The 16,913-nt window shown below is 42.6% G+C and carries 18 protein-coding genes and 1 pseudogene; 13 read left to right on the forward strand and 6 right to left on the reverse strand.

Going from position 1 to position 16,913, the window contains the following annotated elements:
- The first annotated feature begins 151 nt into the window (after positions 1–151).
- Positions 152–1,057, forward strand: coding sequence for a nucleotidyltransferase family protein (locus OU792_RS15655; protein WP_274670667.1), 906 nt, complete (start codon positions 152–154; stop codon positions 1,055–1,057).
- 425 nt (positions 1,058–1,482) lie between these two features.
- On the opposite strand, the gene OU792_RS15660 is transcribed toward OU792_RS15655, so the two are convergent.
- Positions 1,483–1,650 (reverse strand): hypothetical protein, encoded by a 168-nt coding sequence (locus tag OU792_RS15660; RefSeq protein ID WP_274670668.1) that lies wholly within the window; start codon positions 1,648–1,650, stop codon positions 1,483–1,485.
- A gap of 86 nt (positions 1,651–1,736) precedes the next feature.
- Complete coding sequence (recF, locus tag OU792_RS15665) at positions 1,737–2,843, reverse strand: DNA replication/repair protein RecF (RefSeq protein ID WP_274670669.1); 1,107 nt, start codon at positions 2,841–2,843, stop codon at positions 1,737–1,739.
- Positions 2,844–2,933: 90 nt separating this feature from the next.
- Here recF and pdhA point away from each other — a divergent pair, with 90 nt between their 5' ends.
- From pdhA to OU792_RS15710, 9 genes are all read left to right on the forward strand, one after another.
- On the forward strand, positions 2,934–3,953 hold the full coding sequence (gene pdhA, locus OU792_RS15670; protein ID WP_274670670.1) for a pyruvate dehydrogenase (acetyl-transferring) E1 component subunit alpha: 1,020 nt from the start codon (positions 2,934–2,936) through the stop codon (positions 3,951–3,953).
- A gap of 111 nt (positions 3,954–4,064) precedes the next feature.
- Positions 4,065–4,778, forward strand: a complete 714-nt coding sequence (locus tag OU792_RS15675; protein ID WP_274670671.1) for a tetratricopeptide repeat protein — start codon at positions 4,065–4,067, stop codon at positions 4,776–4,778.
- An 82-nt stretch (positions 4,779–4,860) separates the two neighbouring features.
- A complete protein-coding gene (gene ribH / locus OU792_RS15680; RefSeq protein ID WP_274670672.1) occupies positions 4,861–5,337 on the forward strand; it encodes a 6,7-dimethyl-8-ribityllumazine synthase in 477 nt (158 codons plus the stop codon).
- Positions 5,338–5,401: 64 nt separating this feature from the next.
- Positions 5,402–6,724, forward strand: a complete 1,323-nt coding sequence (locus OU792_RS15685; protein ID WP_274670673.1) for an aspartate kinase — start codon at positions 5,402–5,404, stop codon at positions 6,722–6,724.
- Positions 6,725–6,787: 63 nt separating this feature from the next.
- A complete protein-coding gene (locus OU792_RS15690; protein ID WP_274670674.1) occupies positions 6,788–7,030 on the forward strand; it encodes a UPF0175 family protein in 243 nt (80 codons plus the stop codon).
- Complete coding sequence (locus OU792_RS15695; protein ID WP_274670675.1) at positions 7,002–7,460, forward strand: DUF3368 domain-containing protein; 459 nt, start codon at positions 7,002–7,004, stop codon at positions 7,458–7,460. Before OU792_RS15690 ends, OU792_RS15695 begins: the two co-directional genes overlap by 29 nt.
- 28 nt (positions 7,461–7,488) lie before the next feature.
- Positions 7,489–7,818 (forward strand): DUF6787 family protein, encoded by a 330-nt coding sequence (locus OU792_RS15700; protein ID WP_274670676.1) that lies wholly within the window; start codon positions 7,489–7,491, stop codon positions 7,816–7,818.
- A 72-nt stretch (positions 7,819–7,890) separates the two neighbouring features.
- Positions 7,891–8,301: an OsmC family protein gene (locus OU792_RS15705; protein WP_274670677.1), complete on the forward strand. Its 411-nt coding sequence runs from the start codon at positions 7,891–7,893 to the stop codon at positions 8,299–8,301.
- Between the two features lie 83 nt (positions 8,302–8,384).
- Positions 8,385–8,729, forward strand: a complete 345-nt coding sequence (locus OU792_RS15710; RefSeq protein ID WP_274670678.1) for a hypothetical protein — start codon at positions 8,385–8,387, stop codon at positions 8,727–8,729.
- Here the strand turns inward: OU792_RS15710 and OU792_RS15715 are convergent.
- Together OU792_RS15715 and OU792_RS15720 are read right to left on the reverse strand one after the other, a co-directional pair.
- Positions 8,726–9,451 (reverse strand): SIMPL domain-containing protein, encoded by a 726-nt coding sequence (locus tag OU792_RS15715; protein ID WP_026946070.1) that lies wholly within the window; start codon positions 9,449–9,451, stop codon positions 8,726–8,728. The genes OU792_RS15710 and OU792_RS15715 overlap by 4 nt on opposite strands.
- A 93-nt stretch (positions 9,452–9,544) precedes the next feature.
- Positions 9,545–11,026 carry a M14 family zinc carboxypeptidase gene (locus OU792_RS15720; RefSeq protein ID WP_274670679.1) on the reverse strand — a complete coding sequence of 494 codons (1,482 nt, stop codon included), beginning with the start codon at positions 11,024–11,026 and terminating at the stop codon, positions 9,545–9,547.
- A gap of 94 nt (positions 11,027–11,120) precedes the next feature.
- On the opposite strand from OU792_RS15720, the gene OU792_RS15725 reads away from it, so the two are divergent.
- Positions 11,121–12,131 (forward strand): dipeptide epimerase, encoded by a 1,011-nt coding sequence (locus tag OU792_RS15725; RefSeq protein ID WP_274670681.1) that lies wholly within the window; start codon positions 11,121–11,123, stop codon positions 12,129–12,131.
- 337 nt (positions 12,132–12,468) lie between these two features.
- Here the strand turns inward: OU792_RS15725 and OU792_RS15730 are convergent, their stop codons facing one another.
- The gene (locus OU792_RS15730; protein WP_026946073.1) at positions 12,469–13,164 is read right to left on the reverse strand and encodes a response regulator transcription factor; all 696 of its coding nucleotides are present in this window, start codon (positions 13,162–13,164) and stop codon (positions 12,469–12,471) included.
- Complete coding sequence (locus OU792_RS15735; protein ID WP_134199995.1) at positions 13,161–14,882, reverse strand: sensor histidine kinase; 1,722 nt, start codon at positions 14,880–14,882, stop codon at positions 13,161–13,163. Before OU792_RS15735 ends, OU792_RS15730 begins: the two co-directional genes overlap by 4 nt.
- Positions 14,883–15,057: 175 nt before the next feature.
- Between OU792_RS15735 and lysA the strand changes: the two genes are divergently transcribed.
- Both lysA and OU792_RS15745 read left to right on the forward strand, forming a co-directional pair.
- Positions 15,058–16,290, forward strand: a complete 1,233-nt coding sequence (gene lysA, locus OU792_RS15740) for a diaminopimelate decarboxylase (protein ID WP_274670680.1) — start codon at positions 15,058–15,060, stop codon at positions 16,288–16,290.
- Positions 16,291–16,497: 207 nt separating this feature from the next.
- Positions 16,498–16,913 (forward strand): annotated as a pseudogene (locus tag OU792_RS15745) (hypothetical protein); the annotation flags it as partial.

Below are 16,913 nucleotides of genomic sequence, written 5' to 3' on the forward strand. Positions count from 1 at the left end.
TCAATTTTACCCTTGCAATAAAAAATAATCAGTATTTCTGAAGGCATAAGGTTAAAAATAAAGCCTATCTATAAAAAATCAATTCCTTCTCACCTTGTGCTCCCCGGCAATTCGCTTAATTTTGCAGCGTTTTTTATCAGTGAAAAAGGATATGACTCAGAAACCAACTTTAGTAGTACTAGCAGCAGGAATGGGCAGCCGATATGGAGGCAATAAGCAGATTGACGGCTTTGGTCCCGGTGGAGAAACTATTTTAGAATATTCCATTTTTGATGCGATTCGGGCAGGCTTTGGAAAAGTAGTTTTCATCGTTCGAGAGGAAATCTTGGAGGTGGCCAAGGAAAAATTCCTTCCAAAATTGGAGAGTAAAATAGACGTGGATTGGGTGATTCAATCCTTGGATAGCTTTGTGCCTGCGGAATTGAAGCAAGCAGACCGGGTAAAACCTTTCGGCACCGCCCACGCCGTTCTTTGTGCCAAAGATGCTGTCAAAGAACCCTTTGCCGTGATCAATGCGGATGATTTTTACGGAAAAGAAGCATTTGAGGTCTTAGGCAAATTCCTTTCCTCGGAAGTTCGTCCAGACTTACATGCCATGGTCGGCTATGCCATTCAGAATGTGCTTTCCGAAAACGGAACCGTCAGCAGGGGAGTCTGTGAGACGAATGAGAAAGGTCAACTGATCGGAATGACTGAGCGAACATCCATCGCACGGGAAGGAGAGAAAATTCTCAGTCGTGGAGAGGGCGAAGTAATTGAAATCGCAGAGAACACACCTGTGTCCATGAATTTTTGGGGCTTTCACCAGGAGGTTTTTGACGACATCGAGCAAATGTGGAAGGAATTTCTCCCCGCCAATCTAGAAAACCTCAAATCGGAATTTTACATCCCAACGGTAGCCAATAACCTGATTCAATCAGGAAAGGCAGCCTTTGAGATCCTTCCTGGTGGCAAAACATGGTTTGGGGTGACCTACACGGAAGACAAGCCGGTGGTCATCGAGGCATTGAAAAAGCTACACGAAAGCGGGGAATACCCTGGAGATTTGTGGAAATAAGGAAAAGAGGCTTCGGCCTCTTTTTTACTCTTTAGGAAAATTTAATGCCTTCAAAGAGTTTTCCTACGACTATATTTCAAGGAGAATTAAATCCAATTCCTCAATTTTAGAAAAAACGCGATCCGCAGTCACTAAGGGAACTTCAAAAGCCACCGCTGATGCTGCGATAATTGAATAGGGAAGTCTAAGAGAATATTTCTTTCTCAAACTGATGGTTTCCTCTTTGATTTTGGAACTCCACTCAATCAGAAAGCAATCGTTAATTATTGATTTTAATTTGATTTCTTCCCGTTTTGTAATGCCCTTGAATCCCAAAAGTTCAACTTCAGTAACAAAAGAAATGGCAAAATCAAATTTTTAAAAAAGGCTCTGAAATTTGATTGCCTTCATGTACATAAATCAAAAAATTTGTGTCTGCAAAAAAATCAATTTTCATTTTCCCTCATCTCTAATTGATAGTTGAGACCATCCAACTTACGCTTCAGTTTGCCAAAGTGTTTCACCAGCTTTCCATCACTTTCTGACTTTTTAAGCTTTTCTTCAAGGATCTTAGTAATCTCCTTTTTACTCTTATTGCCTACGGATATAGTCATATTTTGATTCTTATAAGTTTTTTTCTCCAAAGCCTTTTTAAACTAAGGCGAATTTAAGAATTAAATCAGTAAAAGTGCATATAGGTTCATAACCCCCTTTTCACCTTCCCCATTTCCACTCCAAAGAAAAAGACCTCCGAGTCGAGTTGGGTGAGGATGGCGTGCGATCGCTCGGGTCTGGCATCTGTCAAAAAGATCTGCCCGAAGGTATGCCGGGAGATCAACTGCATCAATTGGGCGATACGAATATCATCCAACTTGTCAAAAATGTCATCCAGAAGTAGCAGCGGCTTTTCGCCTCTATCTTTTTCGAAAATCTGAAACTGAGCCAGCTTCAAAGCAATAATAAAAGACTTCTGCTGACCCTGACTACCGATCTTGCGAATGGGGTGATCCCCGATCAAAAACACATAGTCATCTTTGTGAATCCCAGCGTTGGAGTTTTTAGTGATCTGATCTTTTTTGCGAAGACTCATAAAATAATCTCCAAAATCCTCCCGAAGTGCCTCGGTCTGATACTGAATGGTTACTTTCTCCTGACCCTGAGAGATTTCTTCATAATGCGCCTGAAGCATGGGCGCCACTTCCTCTAGGAGTTTGGACCTTCTTTGCGCCAGCTCCTGGCTCAACCGGATCATTTCTTCGTCATAGCTTCCCAATAAGGTCATATCTCTTCTGCCGGTCTCGGCAAATTGCTTCAAAAGGGCATTTCGCTGCTTCAGAAAATGATGATATCGAATGAGTTGGTTCAGGTACTGCCGATCGAGCTGAGAAAGCAATCCATCAAAAAACTTCCGCCGTCCTTCACTCCCGCCTTTGATCAGCTCGGTATCATCGGGTGCAATCAACACCAAGGGAATTAACCCTACATGCTCGGAGGTCTTATCCAAGGTTTTCCCATTTTGCCAGATTTGCTTCTTCTTTCCGAGCTCGAAAGTGCATCTCACCTCCAGTGGCTTTTCTTGAATTTCAAATTGCCCTTTGATCGAAAAGAAGCTTTCCTCATGCCGCACATTCAGGGAATCGCTCGATTGGACTGCGCTTTTGGTGAGGGAGAGGTAGTGGATCCCATCCAAAACATTGGTCTTGCCGCTTCCGTTGAGCCCAGTAAAGCAATTGATCTGTGGGGAAAAGTCCAGCCGGGTTTTCTCATGGTTTTTGAATTGTAAGAGTTCCAGGGACTTTAGGTACATGGGTTAAGTGAATTATTTTGGCGACAGCCTTAATTTTAGGAGAGGTTGGTTATATTTGGGGCCTAAATTAGCATATTTTAATAGTACGATATGGCAAAGAGAACGACAGCAAGTAAGTCAAAAGTGAAATATTCCAAGGAAACCTATGCCTACTGGTATGAAAGCATGCTTTTGATGCGAAGGTTTGAGGAAAAAGCTGGTCAGCTCTATGGTCAGCAGAAAATCCGTGGATTCTGTCACCTATATATCGGTCAGGAAGCCTGTGCTTCAGGTGCAATCACTGCCTTGACTAAGGATGACAAATGGATCACCGCCTATCGCTGTCATGCACATCCACTAGGACTCGGTACCGATCTGGGTGCAGTGATGGCTGAGCTTTTTGGAAAAATCACCGGAACCACCAAGGGAAAAGGTGGGTCCATGCACATCTTTGACAAGGAGCGAAACTTCATGGGAGGCCATGGGATTGTAGGTGCACAAGTTCCGATGGGCTTGGGAATTGGCTTTGCTGAAAAATATAAAGGCACTCAAAACGTCTGTATTTGTAAAATGGGTGATGGTGCCGTAAGACAGGGAGCTTTTCACGAAGCGCTCAACCTTGCCATGATCTATAAGAGCCCAGTCATTTTCGTCATTGAAAATAATGGCTACGCGATGGGTACTTCGGTAGCCCGTACTTCCAATGTCACAGAGCTTTACCAACTTGGGGAGGCCTATGACATCCCTTCTTTCCCTGTCGATGGGATGAATGTAGAAGCCATTCACGAAGCAGTGGCTGAAGCAGCTGAGCGAGCTAGAAAAGGCGATGGTCCTACGCTTTTGGAATTCAGAACGTATCGATTCAAAGGTCACTCCATGTCTGATCCTCAGAAGTATCGTACCAAAGAGGAAGTGGAAGAATATAAAATGAAAGACCCGATCGAGCAGGTTCTTAAAACCATACAAGACAATAAAATCCTGACAGAGGACGAAATCTCCGAAATCAACTCACGGGTGAAAAAGAAAGTAACTGATGCCGTCAAGTTTGCTGAGGAATCACCATGGCCAGAAGGAGAGGTAGCTTTCCAAGATGTCTATGTACAGGAAGACTATCCTTTCGTGATGGAATAATTGAATCATCAAGTCATTGAAAGCCGTGATTATTAATAAAATCATGGCTTTTTTATTTGGCTTTGTCTAAATCATAAAAACCGTATATTTGCGACTCGAAAATTGAGTAACATGGCAAAAACTAAATCCGGAAAAGCAGCACAACAGGATCCAAACGACTTGCTGGAGAATCCAGAAGTATTGGCAGAGCGACTTGGTCGTGGTGAAGCTTTTCTGAAGCAGAATAGCAAAGTATTGGGTGGCGTTTTGATCGCTGCCATCATTTTGATCGGAGGAATTTTATTTTTCCAGATCAACAATGAAAATAAAAATAAGGAAGCACAGGCAGAGATGTTTCAGGCGGTTTATTTCTACGAGCAAGACAGTATTGATTTTGCAATGAATGGTGATGGAATCAATGCAGGTTTCCTAGAAATCGTCGATGAGTATCCACGTACGGATGCCGCAAATTTGGCCAACTTCTACATCGGTTCGATTTACCTTTCTGAGAAAAACTTTGGCGAGGCTATCGAATATTTGGAGAAGTTTTCTTCGGATGACTACTTGGTACAGGCCAAAGCTTATTCCCTTTTAGGAGATGCTCACCTAGAAAACGGCAATTTGGATCAGGCTATTTCAAACTATGAAAAAGCGGCTTCCTACAAGGAAAACGATTATTTCACGCCGAAATACCTATACAAACTAGCTATAGCATACGAAGAGGCTGGCAGAATCCAGGACGCCATCGCTTCCTATGACGAAATCGAAACTAAGTACTACGAGTCTTACGAGTATTCTTTTGCTCGAAAACACAAAGCACGCTTAGAAGGCCTTGCCGCTAAGTAATGCTTTAGTAGATAGCATTTTAGAAGAGTAAGGTCCTGCGGGTCTTACTCTTTTTTGTTTTTACCCAAATGAAAAATTCTATATGGCTACTTCCAATAAAAGCCTGAGCGAATACAGCTCAAAAAATATCACAGACATCAGTGCAAAAAAGTTTGCCATCGTCGTATCAGAGTGGAATGAGGATGTAACCGAGTCTCTCTACTCCGGAGCCTATCAGACCTTGCTACAGCATGGAGCAAAGAAGGAAAACATCATCCGAAAAAATGTCCCTGGCTCTTTTGAGCTCACGCTTGGCGCCCAATGGTGTGCTCAGGACGAATCCATCGATGCGGTCATCTGTTTGGGCTGTGTGATTCAGGGCGAGACCCGTCACTTTGACTTTATCTGCGATGCAGTAGCTCATGGCATCACGGAAGTTGGGATGAAGTTTAACAAGCCGGTGATTTTTGGAGTTTTAACCCCTAACAATCAGCAGCAGGCTATGGATCGTGCAGGAGGAAAACACGGAAACAAAGGTGATGAAGCAGCCATCACTGCCGTGAAAATGCTGGGATTTTAAAGTAGAAAAAAGAATCAAGAGCCAAGAAGCAAGAATTTAAAACCAAACCTATTTCTCGTATTATATGAAGGTAATGAAATTCGGGGGTACCTCTGTTGGTAAACCCGAGCGCATGCATCAGGTCAAAGACCTTGTAACTGCTTCAGACGAACCGACCATTGTGGTGCTTTCAGCCCTTTCCGGCACGACCAATGCCCTTGTGGGGATCGGAGAAGCCTTGGCAGATGCCAATCGAGTACTAGCCAAAGAGCGAATTGATGAACTTCATGCTCACTATCTGGACTTTTACCCGCAACTTTTGAAAACAGAAAAGGCTAGATCCAAGGCAGAAGCAATCATCAAGGAGCATTTTGAATTTTTGAATATCATTTTGAAAATATCCTTCAATGAGGCAATCAACCGGGATATTTTAGCTCAGGGTGAATTACTCTCTACCAAATTGTTTTACACGCTTCTGGAGGAAATGGAAATCCCATCGGTCTTCTTAGTCGCCTTGGACTTTATGAGCATCGATGAAAACTCAGAACCGGAATTGACTCGAATTTCTGAGAAATTGAAGGCAATTCTAGTTCAGCATCCCGAGCAAAAGCTATTCGTGACTCAAGGCTACATCTGTAAGAATCACCGAAATGAGGTGGACAACCTAAAGCGAGGTGGATCTGATTACACAGCCTCTTTGATTGCTGCTGCCATCAATGCATCAGCCTGTGAAATCTGGACAGACATCGATGGAATGCACAACAATGATCCAAGAATAGTCGACAGAACCCGTCCCATCGCAGAATTGTCCTTTGATGAAGCTGCAGAGTTGGCCTATTTCGGAGCGAAGATTCTTCACCCGGCTTCCATTTGGCCAGCCCAGCAGTACAATGTACCTGTACGACTACTGAATACCATGGACCCAAGTGCTCACGGCACCTTGATCAAGGCAAATGTTGAGACCAAAGGTGTGAAGGCCATTGCTGCCAAAGACGGAATCACTGCGATCAAAATCAAATCCAGCCGAATGCTCTTAGCTTATGGGTTTTTGAGAAGGGTTTTTGAGATTTTCGAAAAGTACAAGACTCCTATCGATATGATCACTACTTCTGAGGTAGCTGTATCCGTGACTATTGATGATGTATCTCATTTGAACCAAATCATCAAAGAACTCGAAGTCCTTGGTTCTGTAGAAGTAGATCAAAATCAATCCATCATTTGCATCGTGGGGAATATGGTGTCCGAAACAAGAGGAGCAGTCAAGTCCGTGATGGATAGCTTAGTGGATTTCCCTATTCGAATGGTTTCTTATGGAGGGAGCAGACACAACGTTTCGCTTTTGATTGACAGCAAGTTCAAAAAAGACGCGCTGCAACATTTGAATGATGGGGTTTTTAAATGGGAATGACGAAACAACTATCTACAACCGGAACTTTGCTTCCGGTTTTTTTATTTTGGGTATATTAGAATTATGAAAACAATTACGCTTTCCATACCAGACTTTATCGACATAGATAGTAAAGAGGCGCTTCAAGCAATAGCTGCCCACTTATATGGTGCCAGAAAGCTGTCTTTAGGTCAAGCGGCTGACTTGGTAAACTTACCAAAAGTTGAATTTATGGATATTTTGACAAGGTTTAATATATCAGTTTTCAACTACTCACATGACGAATTAGATTCTGATTTTGAAGCCATCAAAGATCATAATAGCTGATACCAGTTGCTTAATTATTTTAGAAAAAATTGGGCAGCTGGAGCTTTTGCAAGTCCTTGACGGAGAAATTTTCATTACTTCTACTATTCAAAGCGAGTTTCAAAAACCTGTTCCTCGATGGATTAAAATAGAAGATCCTCAAAAAACCTCTCCAACTATTATTCAAAGCCTACTTGACCCAAGAGAAATGAGTGCTATTTCTTTAGCCTTGGAAAAAAAGAATACACTATTAATCCTAGATGATGATAAAGCAAGAAAATATGCCAAACAGTTGACTTTGAAATACACGGGTACCCTAGGGTTGATTCTCGAAGCCAAAAGAAAAGGAAAAATCAACTCGGTAATTCCAATTTTGGATGCCATTAGAAAAACTAATTTTCGAATTTCCCCTAAAATGGAAGCTCGCTTTCTATACCTCGCAGGAGAATAAATCAAATTCAATCAAAAATCTAAATTCCTTGACATCAGAAAAAAGTAATCCCGGATTCCTCAAACGACTCCAAACCAAATGGAAGCTAGACAGCCTCTTGCAGGTGGTCATGGTGTTGGTTGTTTTTGCCTGTACTGGATTCACGATTCTTTTTATCAAAAACCCGATTTTGGATTTCTTCGGAGTTGAGAAAGGAGGTTTTGTCAATACATTCTTATACTTACTCCTCGTATTACCTCTATATCAGATTTTCCTTTTGGTTTATGGGTTTATCTTCGGGCAGTTTAAGTTTTTCTGGGAAAAGGAAAAGCAGATTTTTAGAAGAATCGGAAGTGTTTTTTCTAGGAAAAAATCCTAATTCCAAGAACCAATTCCTTGCAAAATCCCTTGTAATAGAAACCGAATTTTTAACCCAAAAATCCATTAAACCATGATTAGAAAAGCAACTGCCGTATGGCAAGGAAGCGGAAAAGAAGGAAAAGGACATCTTTCTACTCCAAGCACTGTTTTAAATAATACTCAATATTCATTCAGTAGCCGATTTGAAGATGGCGTAGGAACCAATCCCGAAGAGCTAGTAGCCGCCGCGCATGCAGGTTGTTTCGCCATGAAGCTTAGCTTCAACTTAAGCGGTGAAAACTTCCCTCCTCAGGAGCTGAATGTCACCAGCCACATTACTTTCGAAGATGGAACCCTGAAAAAATCACACTTGGTCCTTCAGGCTAAAGTGGAAGGCATAACTGAGGAAAAATTTGCGGAATTAGTGAAAGATGCCGAAGAAAACTGCCCGATTTCCAAAGCCCTTGACATGGAAATCTCGGTAGAATATACGCTCAATTAGGCATTAGAAAATTTAACATTGAAAAAAGATCCTTTGGGATCTTTTTTTGTACAAACTTAATTGAAAGAAAGCACGTTAAGTCTTTGCTACGAGCACTAAACCAACTCCATTACTATCAAATGAATACCGTTTCTGACCGGCAACTTGCCCATGATTCAAACCGCATGGTCTTTGCCAAAAATGCCATCTTCACGGTCTTGGCATTGATTGTCATCTTCAGCCTAGAGGGAAAGCTTTCTGCTGAAAATCTACGTGAGCTCTCGATCTGCTTTACCTTCACACCGGTCGCCACCGGCTTGGCTGGGATTATCTTCAAAAATACTGCGGGCCTTCGACAGTCCGCAGGCTGGATGAAATATGTGGGATATGGCATCGGCTTTCTTGCCTATGCTAGCCTTATATTTTTATCCTTTGCGATTGTCTTTTAGTCTACTTCAAAAACCAGCTTCATCGTAATGGAAGCAGTTTTATTTTTTGAGCTGGTATTGAAGGCTCCTCCCCAAGAGTAGTCCTCGCCGGAGTTTTGACCGGTGATCTGGAAAACCCCCATATTAGCAGAGATTAGATTTCCCAAACCTGCTCCGGAATTTTCTGCTATTCGCTCCGCACGTACACGGGCATCTTCAGTTGCCTTGGCTATCATTTCCAGTTTGAGAGATTCTAAGTCTGTGTAGTAGTAGCGCGGCTGTTGGGAATAAAAAGCAATTCCCTGATTGAGCAGCTCGGTAATTTCCCGACTGATTTTCTCCACTTTTTCCACCTCCTTAGACTCGATGACCAAAGACTGATTGAGCTGATACCCGGTAAAGGTCTGACCCATGTAGCGTCCATCACTGGAGTAATTCTGCTCGTATTGCGGATTGGTGGTTACTGCATTGAATACCAATTGCTCTTCGGGAATTCCCTTTGAGATCAAATATTGCGTGACTGCCTCTCGATCCTTTTCCAAATTCGCATAAGCGGACTGAATATTGGAGTTGCTTCGGCTGAAATTCCCTTCCCAGACAATCAAGTCTGAAGTAAAATTTTTCTCCCCCAGACCGGTGACATTGACTGTTCCCTGAGGACGGTTTCGGTTGATGACTGCGTAGCCAAATATGATCGAAGAAAGTACAATGGCTACTGCAAAAAGCAAGGCGTTTGATTTCATAAATACTGGAATTTCGATTCTAAAGTTATTGATTTTCAGCGTACAAAAAAGCCTCCAAATTTCAGGATTTAGCAATAATTTACATTTCCTAAATCAATAAACCCGTTGTTTGAATAGCTGATCTTTAGGATTTTGTAAGTCGATCAAATAGCCATTGATCAATGCATATTTCAAAACATCGTCTTGCTTTAGAAAGAAGCTAGGATTGGAACCTGTCTGCCAGCCTCCCGTGAATTCATCTCTGCTTTTCAATACGATCAGGGGTAAATTATGCAAATCTCCCGGGTCATCATTTTGGACTTTGACAGCAGAATAGCCTGATCTTAAGAGTTCCAAGGCTTTTTCACTTGTAATTTCATTGACGGATTCAAATGCCTGATCGTAGGTTTTGCCCTCCTCGTACCGCAAGCCATTTGCTTCGAGCTCCTCCAGCCCAAAATACACTTGCATATCTCCCAAGTCCTCTACGCTTCCGTTGACGTAGTAAGTCGAGTCGGCATTGGATTCTCTTCTTCGAATGGCAATATCGATTGGGTACCATTCTCCCTCCACCGGCACTTGTACCTCCTGAAGAATCAAATCCATGAGTTGAAAGCCATTGTCGGGAATTTCAAAATATTGATCCACAGAATAGGCTTCATAGCCCTTCAAGGCAATCTGATGCAGGGCATTCAGGATGATCATAAAATTGAGTTTGCGGATAAATTGCTTCTCCGGATCACCAAGATAGCCTCCAGATTCGATCAGAATAGTACTTGTACCCCACTTTTGGATATTATCACCAAAAGCTCTCGGCTCAAAACCATCATCATATTTACCTACTCCGCCCGGAATGACCTGCTGCAAAACCTCATTCATTCCGACGATTGCCTTCATGGCCCGGGCACGGACTTCATTGACATCCCGCTCATAATTATATCCCGGCGCCAAAACCGAAATCGTCGCCTGCTTCGGGGTCTTATCTACATTGTAATAGATCTGTTGATCGTGGAGATTGAAACCAAACTCAGGCTCAAAGGCATCTCGAATACTTTTCAAGATGACCGCTTCCGGAGAAATCTGTGAAATTGCATCTCGATTCAAATCTATGTCCAAGGCATTTCTTCGCTTGAAGGCATCAGCCCCATCGGGATTCAGCATAGGTATAAATTTGATCTGAAGATTACTCTTCAACACTTGTCGAAGTTCATCATAGGCATCGCCAGAGGCTTCCAAAAAGTTAAAGAGGTCAAACAATGACATGGTTGCTGTACTTTCATTTCCATGCATCTGTGACCAAAGCAAAACCTTTGTTTGTCCTTCGCCCCAAGTCAGCGAACTAATGCTCTTCCCCTCCACGGATTCGCCCAACTCTTCAATTTCAAAAGCGGAGGAATGCTTTTGGATCAAGGGCTGAATGTCAGCATGTTTAAACCTTCGATGTGTAATGGCAGGTTCTTTATACTGCTCAAATACAGTCTCAAGCGTTTCAAGCTCAATGGCATGTTTTTCATTTTCTGATGCCGTTTTACACCCAAAGGCAAAAAACAAAAACAGCACAAACATGCAAATCGTAGAAGTTTTGATTATTTTCATCTTTTCAAATAGTAAGCTGGTGTGATAAAGTAAATCTAATCAAGATTGTTTGGAAACACAGGCTTTTACTGCCAATAAACCCATCGAAATTGTAATGAAACTTTCTTATCAAGTCGTAGACCTTCCTTTAAAACATACATTTACCATCGCTCATCAAAGCAGAGACGTTCAAGACAGCCTGATTGTAAAGCTCGAGAATGCTGGTTTTTTCGGTTTAGGTGAAGCCACTAGCAATCCCTACTATGGAGTCACTGTACAGCGAATGACAGATAGTTTGGATAGTTTTCGGGATGTAGTAGAAAACGGCAAATGGGATCATCCTTCGGAGCTCTGGGAACTGGGAAGACAGCATTTTGCCCAAGATGCTTTTGCCCAATGTGCGCTTGACATGGCTGCTTGGGATCTCTATGCCAAACAACGTGGCCAAAAACTCTATGAGGTACTTGGTCTGAATCCGAAAGATATCCCCATCAGCAATTTTACGATAGGGATTGACAGCGTAGAAAAAATGGTTGCCAAAATGAAAGAGGTGGACTGGCCCATTTATAAAATCAAATTAGGAACAGATCATGACCTCGAGATCGTCAGGGCGCTTCGTAAGGAAACCGACGCTAAATTTCGGATCGATGCCAACTGCGCTTGGACCGCTGAACAAGCCATTCGAAACTCCGAGGAACTTGCCAAACTAGGAGTTGAATTTATGGAGCAACCTCTTCCAAGGGAGAGTTGGGAGGAAATGAAGGAAGTTTTTCAGCATTCCAAACTGCCTGTCATGGCGGACGAGAGCTGCATGATCGAGTCAGATGTCACCAAATGTCATGGCCTTTTTCACGCCATCAATGTCAAACTAGTCAAAGCGGGGGGAATCACTCCGGGTCTTCGAATGATTCAAGAAGCCAAAAATCTTGGGATGAAAACGATGGTCGGCTGCATGACAGAGTCTTCGGTTGGAATCTCAGCAATCGCTCACTTGGCACCGCTACTTGACTTCGTGGATATGGATGGAGCACTTCTTTTGGCTCATGATCCTGCGGAGGGAGTAGTGGTCAAAACTGATGGCGTAACTTTTCCAGATCGAGCAGGTATTGGAGCTATTTTGAAATAGAAGCACAGGAAGGAAAAAAGAATACTGCCTCTAGAGAAGCGAATTAGCATAGCTTTCCCCGTGAGTGATGACACTCACGAGGGCAAAAAAAATGCTGCTTCTCTTTTCTAGAAACAGCATAGTGGTCGCCATAGGTGATGATTTTCACTGGGAAATTAGCGGTAAACACATAACATGCCCAGCTTTAAATAAAAGCCGAGTAGCAGTAGGCCATTATTCCCTTTGTGTCCATTATCCGGAGGCTTCCCTCTCCCTTCTTCCAACTTCCAGCCGGGTAAGCATAAAAATTTGGACAAAGACACAATTTCGGATCATTACCTAATTATTTGTCAATTCATTAACTATCTCCCACAATCAATTTGAAGCCTTCCCCATGTACCGTGATAATCTGTACTTTCGGGTCGTCTTTAAGGATTTTGCGGATTTTGCTGAGATATACGTCCATGCTTCGGGCATTGAAATAGCTATCATCGCCCCAAATCTGCTTTAGTGCATGACTCCGGTTGACCAACTTATTCATTTCAGCGGCTAGCAAACGCAATAGCTCATTTTCTTTGGAAGTAAGCTTATGTGGGCCCTTGGGACCTTCCAATAATTGCTTGTCGTAATGAAGCTGAAAGTCTCCGAACTCATATACTTTTAGCGGTGTGATCTCCTCGCTTTTTTGAGTTCTTCGAAGGATAGCCGTCACTCGAAGCAAAAGCTCCTCCATGCTAAATGGCTTGGTGATGTAATCATCTGCACCGATTTTTAGCCCTTCGATGACATCGTCTTTTTGGTTCTTGGCAGTCAGAAAAAGAATCGGCAGATCCTCCTGAACCTTCTTGATCTCACGCGCAAGTGTAAACCCATCTTTTTTGGGCATCATGATGTCTAGAAGACAAAGATCGTATTTGTCTTTTTTGAACTTACTCCAGCCTTCTTCCCCATCCCTGCAGAGAGTGGGTTCATAGCCTTTCATTTCTAAATATTCCTTGAGAATATCACCCAGATTAGGGTCATCTTCTACTACTAATAGTCTGGCCTTGCTCATGTTGTTTTGGGTAAGTTTATGATAAAGGTACTTCCTTTTCCGATTTCACTTTGGACATTGATTCCGCCCTTGTGGGCTTCCAGCATAGTTTTGACATAGGAGAGCCCCAGTCCGAAGCCCTTTACGTCGTGGACGTTTCCGGTAGGAACACGGTAAAATTTGTCAAAAATCTTTCGCTGTGCATCCTTGCTCATACCAATCCCCTGGTCTTGAATACTGACAAATATTTGATCCTTATCCTCCCAAGCCTTCACACTGATTTCAGGTTTTTCAGGAGAATATTTATTGGCATTGTCCAACAGATTATTGAAAATATGGGCAATATGAAATTTATCGGCTAGGAGGATTGGGTGCTCTAATTCATTTTCGAAAGTCAATTCTCCCGATCGCTTTTCGATCTGTAGAGAAAAATGATCCACAGCGTCCCCGAGGAGTTCGGAAATATTAACCTCCTCCAGTTTAAGCTTGAAGTCTTGCTTCTCCAATGCTGCGGCCTGAAGGACATTTTCAACCTGAGATACAAGTCGCTTATTTTCATCCTTGATGATGCCCAGATACCTATCCCGGAATCTGTCCTGAGAGGAGAGCTCAGGATCTTGAAGCGCCTCCACGGCAAGACTTACTGTTGCCAGCGGAGTCTTAAACTCGTGAGTCATATTATTGATGAAATCATTTTTGATATCTGATAAGGCCTTTTGCTTGAAAATGACCCGTATGGCATAGATAAAACACCAAATAATGACCCCAATAAATAAAATTGAAGAGGCTAGCGGAATCCAAAGCTGACGAAGCACATGCTGGTTTTTCTCAGGAAAAAAGATGTACAGATAGTTTTCTTTTCCAACGATGTCTCTTGGAAAAAGCTTGGCTTGGATTCCATACTGCACCAATCTAAAAGGCTGATCCACCGGACCAATTCCCATCAAGAGTCCATCATCTTTCAAGATTCCCAACTCAAAATCCTCCATGATACCCCGCTCTAGCAGAAAGCTTTTGACGATTTTACGAACCTGAGAAGTATCCAATCGATCCATGATGGCTTTTTGGCCTAGAGACATTTCTTCCCAGGCTCTATTAATCATATCAATCTTTAAGTTGACACGGCGGATTTTATTGAGTGCTTCTGTAGATACATTGCTCTCATAGCTAATAAATGCCTCTTGCACCTGCTCTGGATTCGCATCTTGATTGGAAAGCTTCTCGATTTCACTCAAATATTCCAGCTGACGCTCTTTTTCCTCCAATAGCACTGCCATCTCATCCGGTGTGAAAAAAGTAGATGCCACTTCAGGTGTCATATAGGTAAAAAACTGCTCCAACTCACTGAAAACTGGCAGTTTAATCCCACGAACCTCCAAAATCCGCTTAAAGGTAGAGCTGACTTCCGGCATTCTCCCAATATTGAGGGTATCGACAATGGAAGGTTGACTGCGCAACTGAAGCCTTGGACGGATTTCGTCCAAGTCAATAGGTTCTATCCTTTGGAAAAGAGATTCCTGCAATTTAGGATCCCGGATAAGTTGAGTCAGCACCACATCACTTGCTTCACTTTTCTCCAAAGCATCCACAGTATTCTCTAAAACCTGATTGACTTCCTGATCAAAGCGCTGCTGATTGATGCGGATGGCATTATTCACCCAATAATACTGAAAGGCCATCAGGCCAAAACTGGCGACGGACATCAGGATGATTATCAGGTTAATTTTGCGCTTGGACATATGACAAATTTACGGCCTTTGACTACTAGGGGTCAATGCTTAACAAGTTTTAACCGATTGAGATCAAGGCTATTTGATCTGATTCGCTGTAATAAGCAGCTTTTCGAGCCAAAACTGGCCGAATTCTTCGGTGCTTGCCGGCTTGATGCCTATCTTTGATGGCAAATTTCAGACCATGAATTCAAACCAACATCCACAAAATATTCAAGGAGTAAGTCTACTTTCGCTAGCTGATCAATATGAGCTGCCGCTCTATGTGTATGACGGTGAAAAAATCGTCAATCAGATCCAAGCGATGCAGGAGGCTTTTGCATCAGTTCCCCTCAAAATCAAATATGCCACCAAGGCTCTTCCTAATATTTCGGTATTGAAACTAGTCCGAAATGCAGGAGCTGGGATCGATGCAGTATCGATTGAAGAAGTGAGACTAGGGATGCTTGCGGGCTATGAAGCCTCCGAGATCATGTATACACCCAGTGGAGTATCCTGGAAGGAAATCGAGGAAGCTGTCGATCTCGGCGTGATGGTCAATCTAGATAGCATTCCACTTATTCGTGAATTTGGTGAAAAATATGGAAATCGAGTACCTGCCTGTATTCGGATCAATCCGCATATCCTAGCTGGAGGTAACTCCAAGATTTCTGTTGGACACAAGCATAGCAAGTTTGGAATTTCTATTGAGCAGCTTGATCAGATAGTACAAACTGTCGAAAAGTATCAGCTCAGCATCGCCGGACTGCATGTGCACACTGGTTCGGATATTTTGGATGCGGAGGTATTCCTCCGTGGAGCCAAAGTTCTATTTGACGCAGCAAAGCATTTCAAAGAATTGAAATTCATTGATTGTGGTGGTGGATTTAAGGTAGCTTATAAAGCGGGAGATCCCTTTACTGATATCCGGGAAGTAGGCCGCATCGTATCCAAGGCCTTTTTGGAGTTTAGTGAAGATTATGGCCGACCGCTAGAATTATGGCTAGAACCGGGTAAGTTTTTGGTCAGTGAAAGTGGGTATTTCTTAGCCAAAACCAACCTAGTGAAGGAAACTCCCACGGTGACTTTTGTAGGGGTAGATTCTGGGTTGAACCATTTGATTCGTCCGATGATGTATGATGCCTATCATGATGTGTACAACCTGAGCAATCCAGAAGGGCCAGAGAAAACGTATCATATTGTGGGGTATATCTGTGAGACGGATACCTTGGCTGCAGACCGGAAACTTTCAGAAGTAAGAGTAGGCGATGTATTGGTTTTGAAAAATGCCGGTGCGTATGGATTTAGCATGGCATCCAACTATAATTCAAGACTTCGACCCGCAGAGGTTTTGATTTGGAAAGGGGAAGCACATATGATCAGAAAACGGGAAGAATTTGAAGATTTGATCAGGCATCAAGTGCAAATAGAATTGTAGACTAGAAAAAAGGGGGAAGCTTTTTGCTTTGGTATAGTTATTGAGAATGGAGAGAGACTATTAAGAATAAGGTCTGGAAACCCATTTGATTGATCACCCCAATCGTAAGCCCTAGTAGTTTCACAACCTAAATTTCATAATTCAATTTACTGAGGCCCAAGGTAAAATGCCTACCTTTAACTTGGTAATATTGGTGGCGTAAGGTACATGCGAACGAAGAGATCGGTCAGTCTACTTGTTGTTTTTTCCATTTTTTGGATGGGGTTGGGGATGCTGTCTGCTTTTGGGCAGACAATTGTTAGAGTCCCCAGAGCTGGATTTCCCTATTGTGAGCCATTTACAGGAAGCTCTTTTAGGCAAAACACAATAATTGGAGGGTATCGTTTAAGTGGATTAACAAAAATACCCGAAGACCCTTCTCTTACGGGAGAATCACTTAGACTTACTACAAATGAAGTTAACAGAGCAGGATACGTATTTATTGATCTACCTTTTTCCTCAGAGTATGGGATTAAAGTTAGCTTCGAATACTTAGCATATGGAGGACCTACAAACGAAGGAGCGGATGGGCTCAACTCGTTCGAAGAGTTCTTTATCCAAAAGAATATCATTGGAATGCTCTG

The organism is Algoriphagus sp. NF (genome assembly GCF_028823735.1).
Classification (GTDB): Bacteria; Bacteroidota; Bacteroidia; order Cytophagales; family Cyclobacteriaceae; genus Algoriphagus; species Algoriphagus marincola.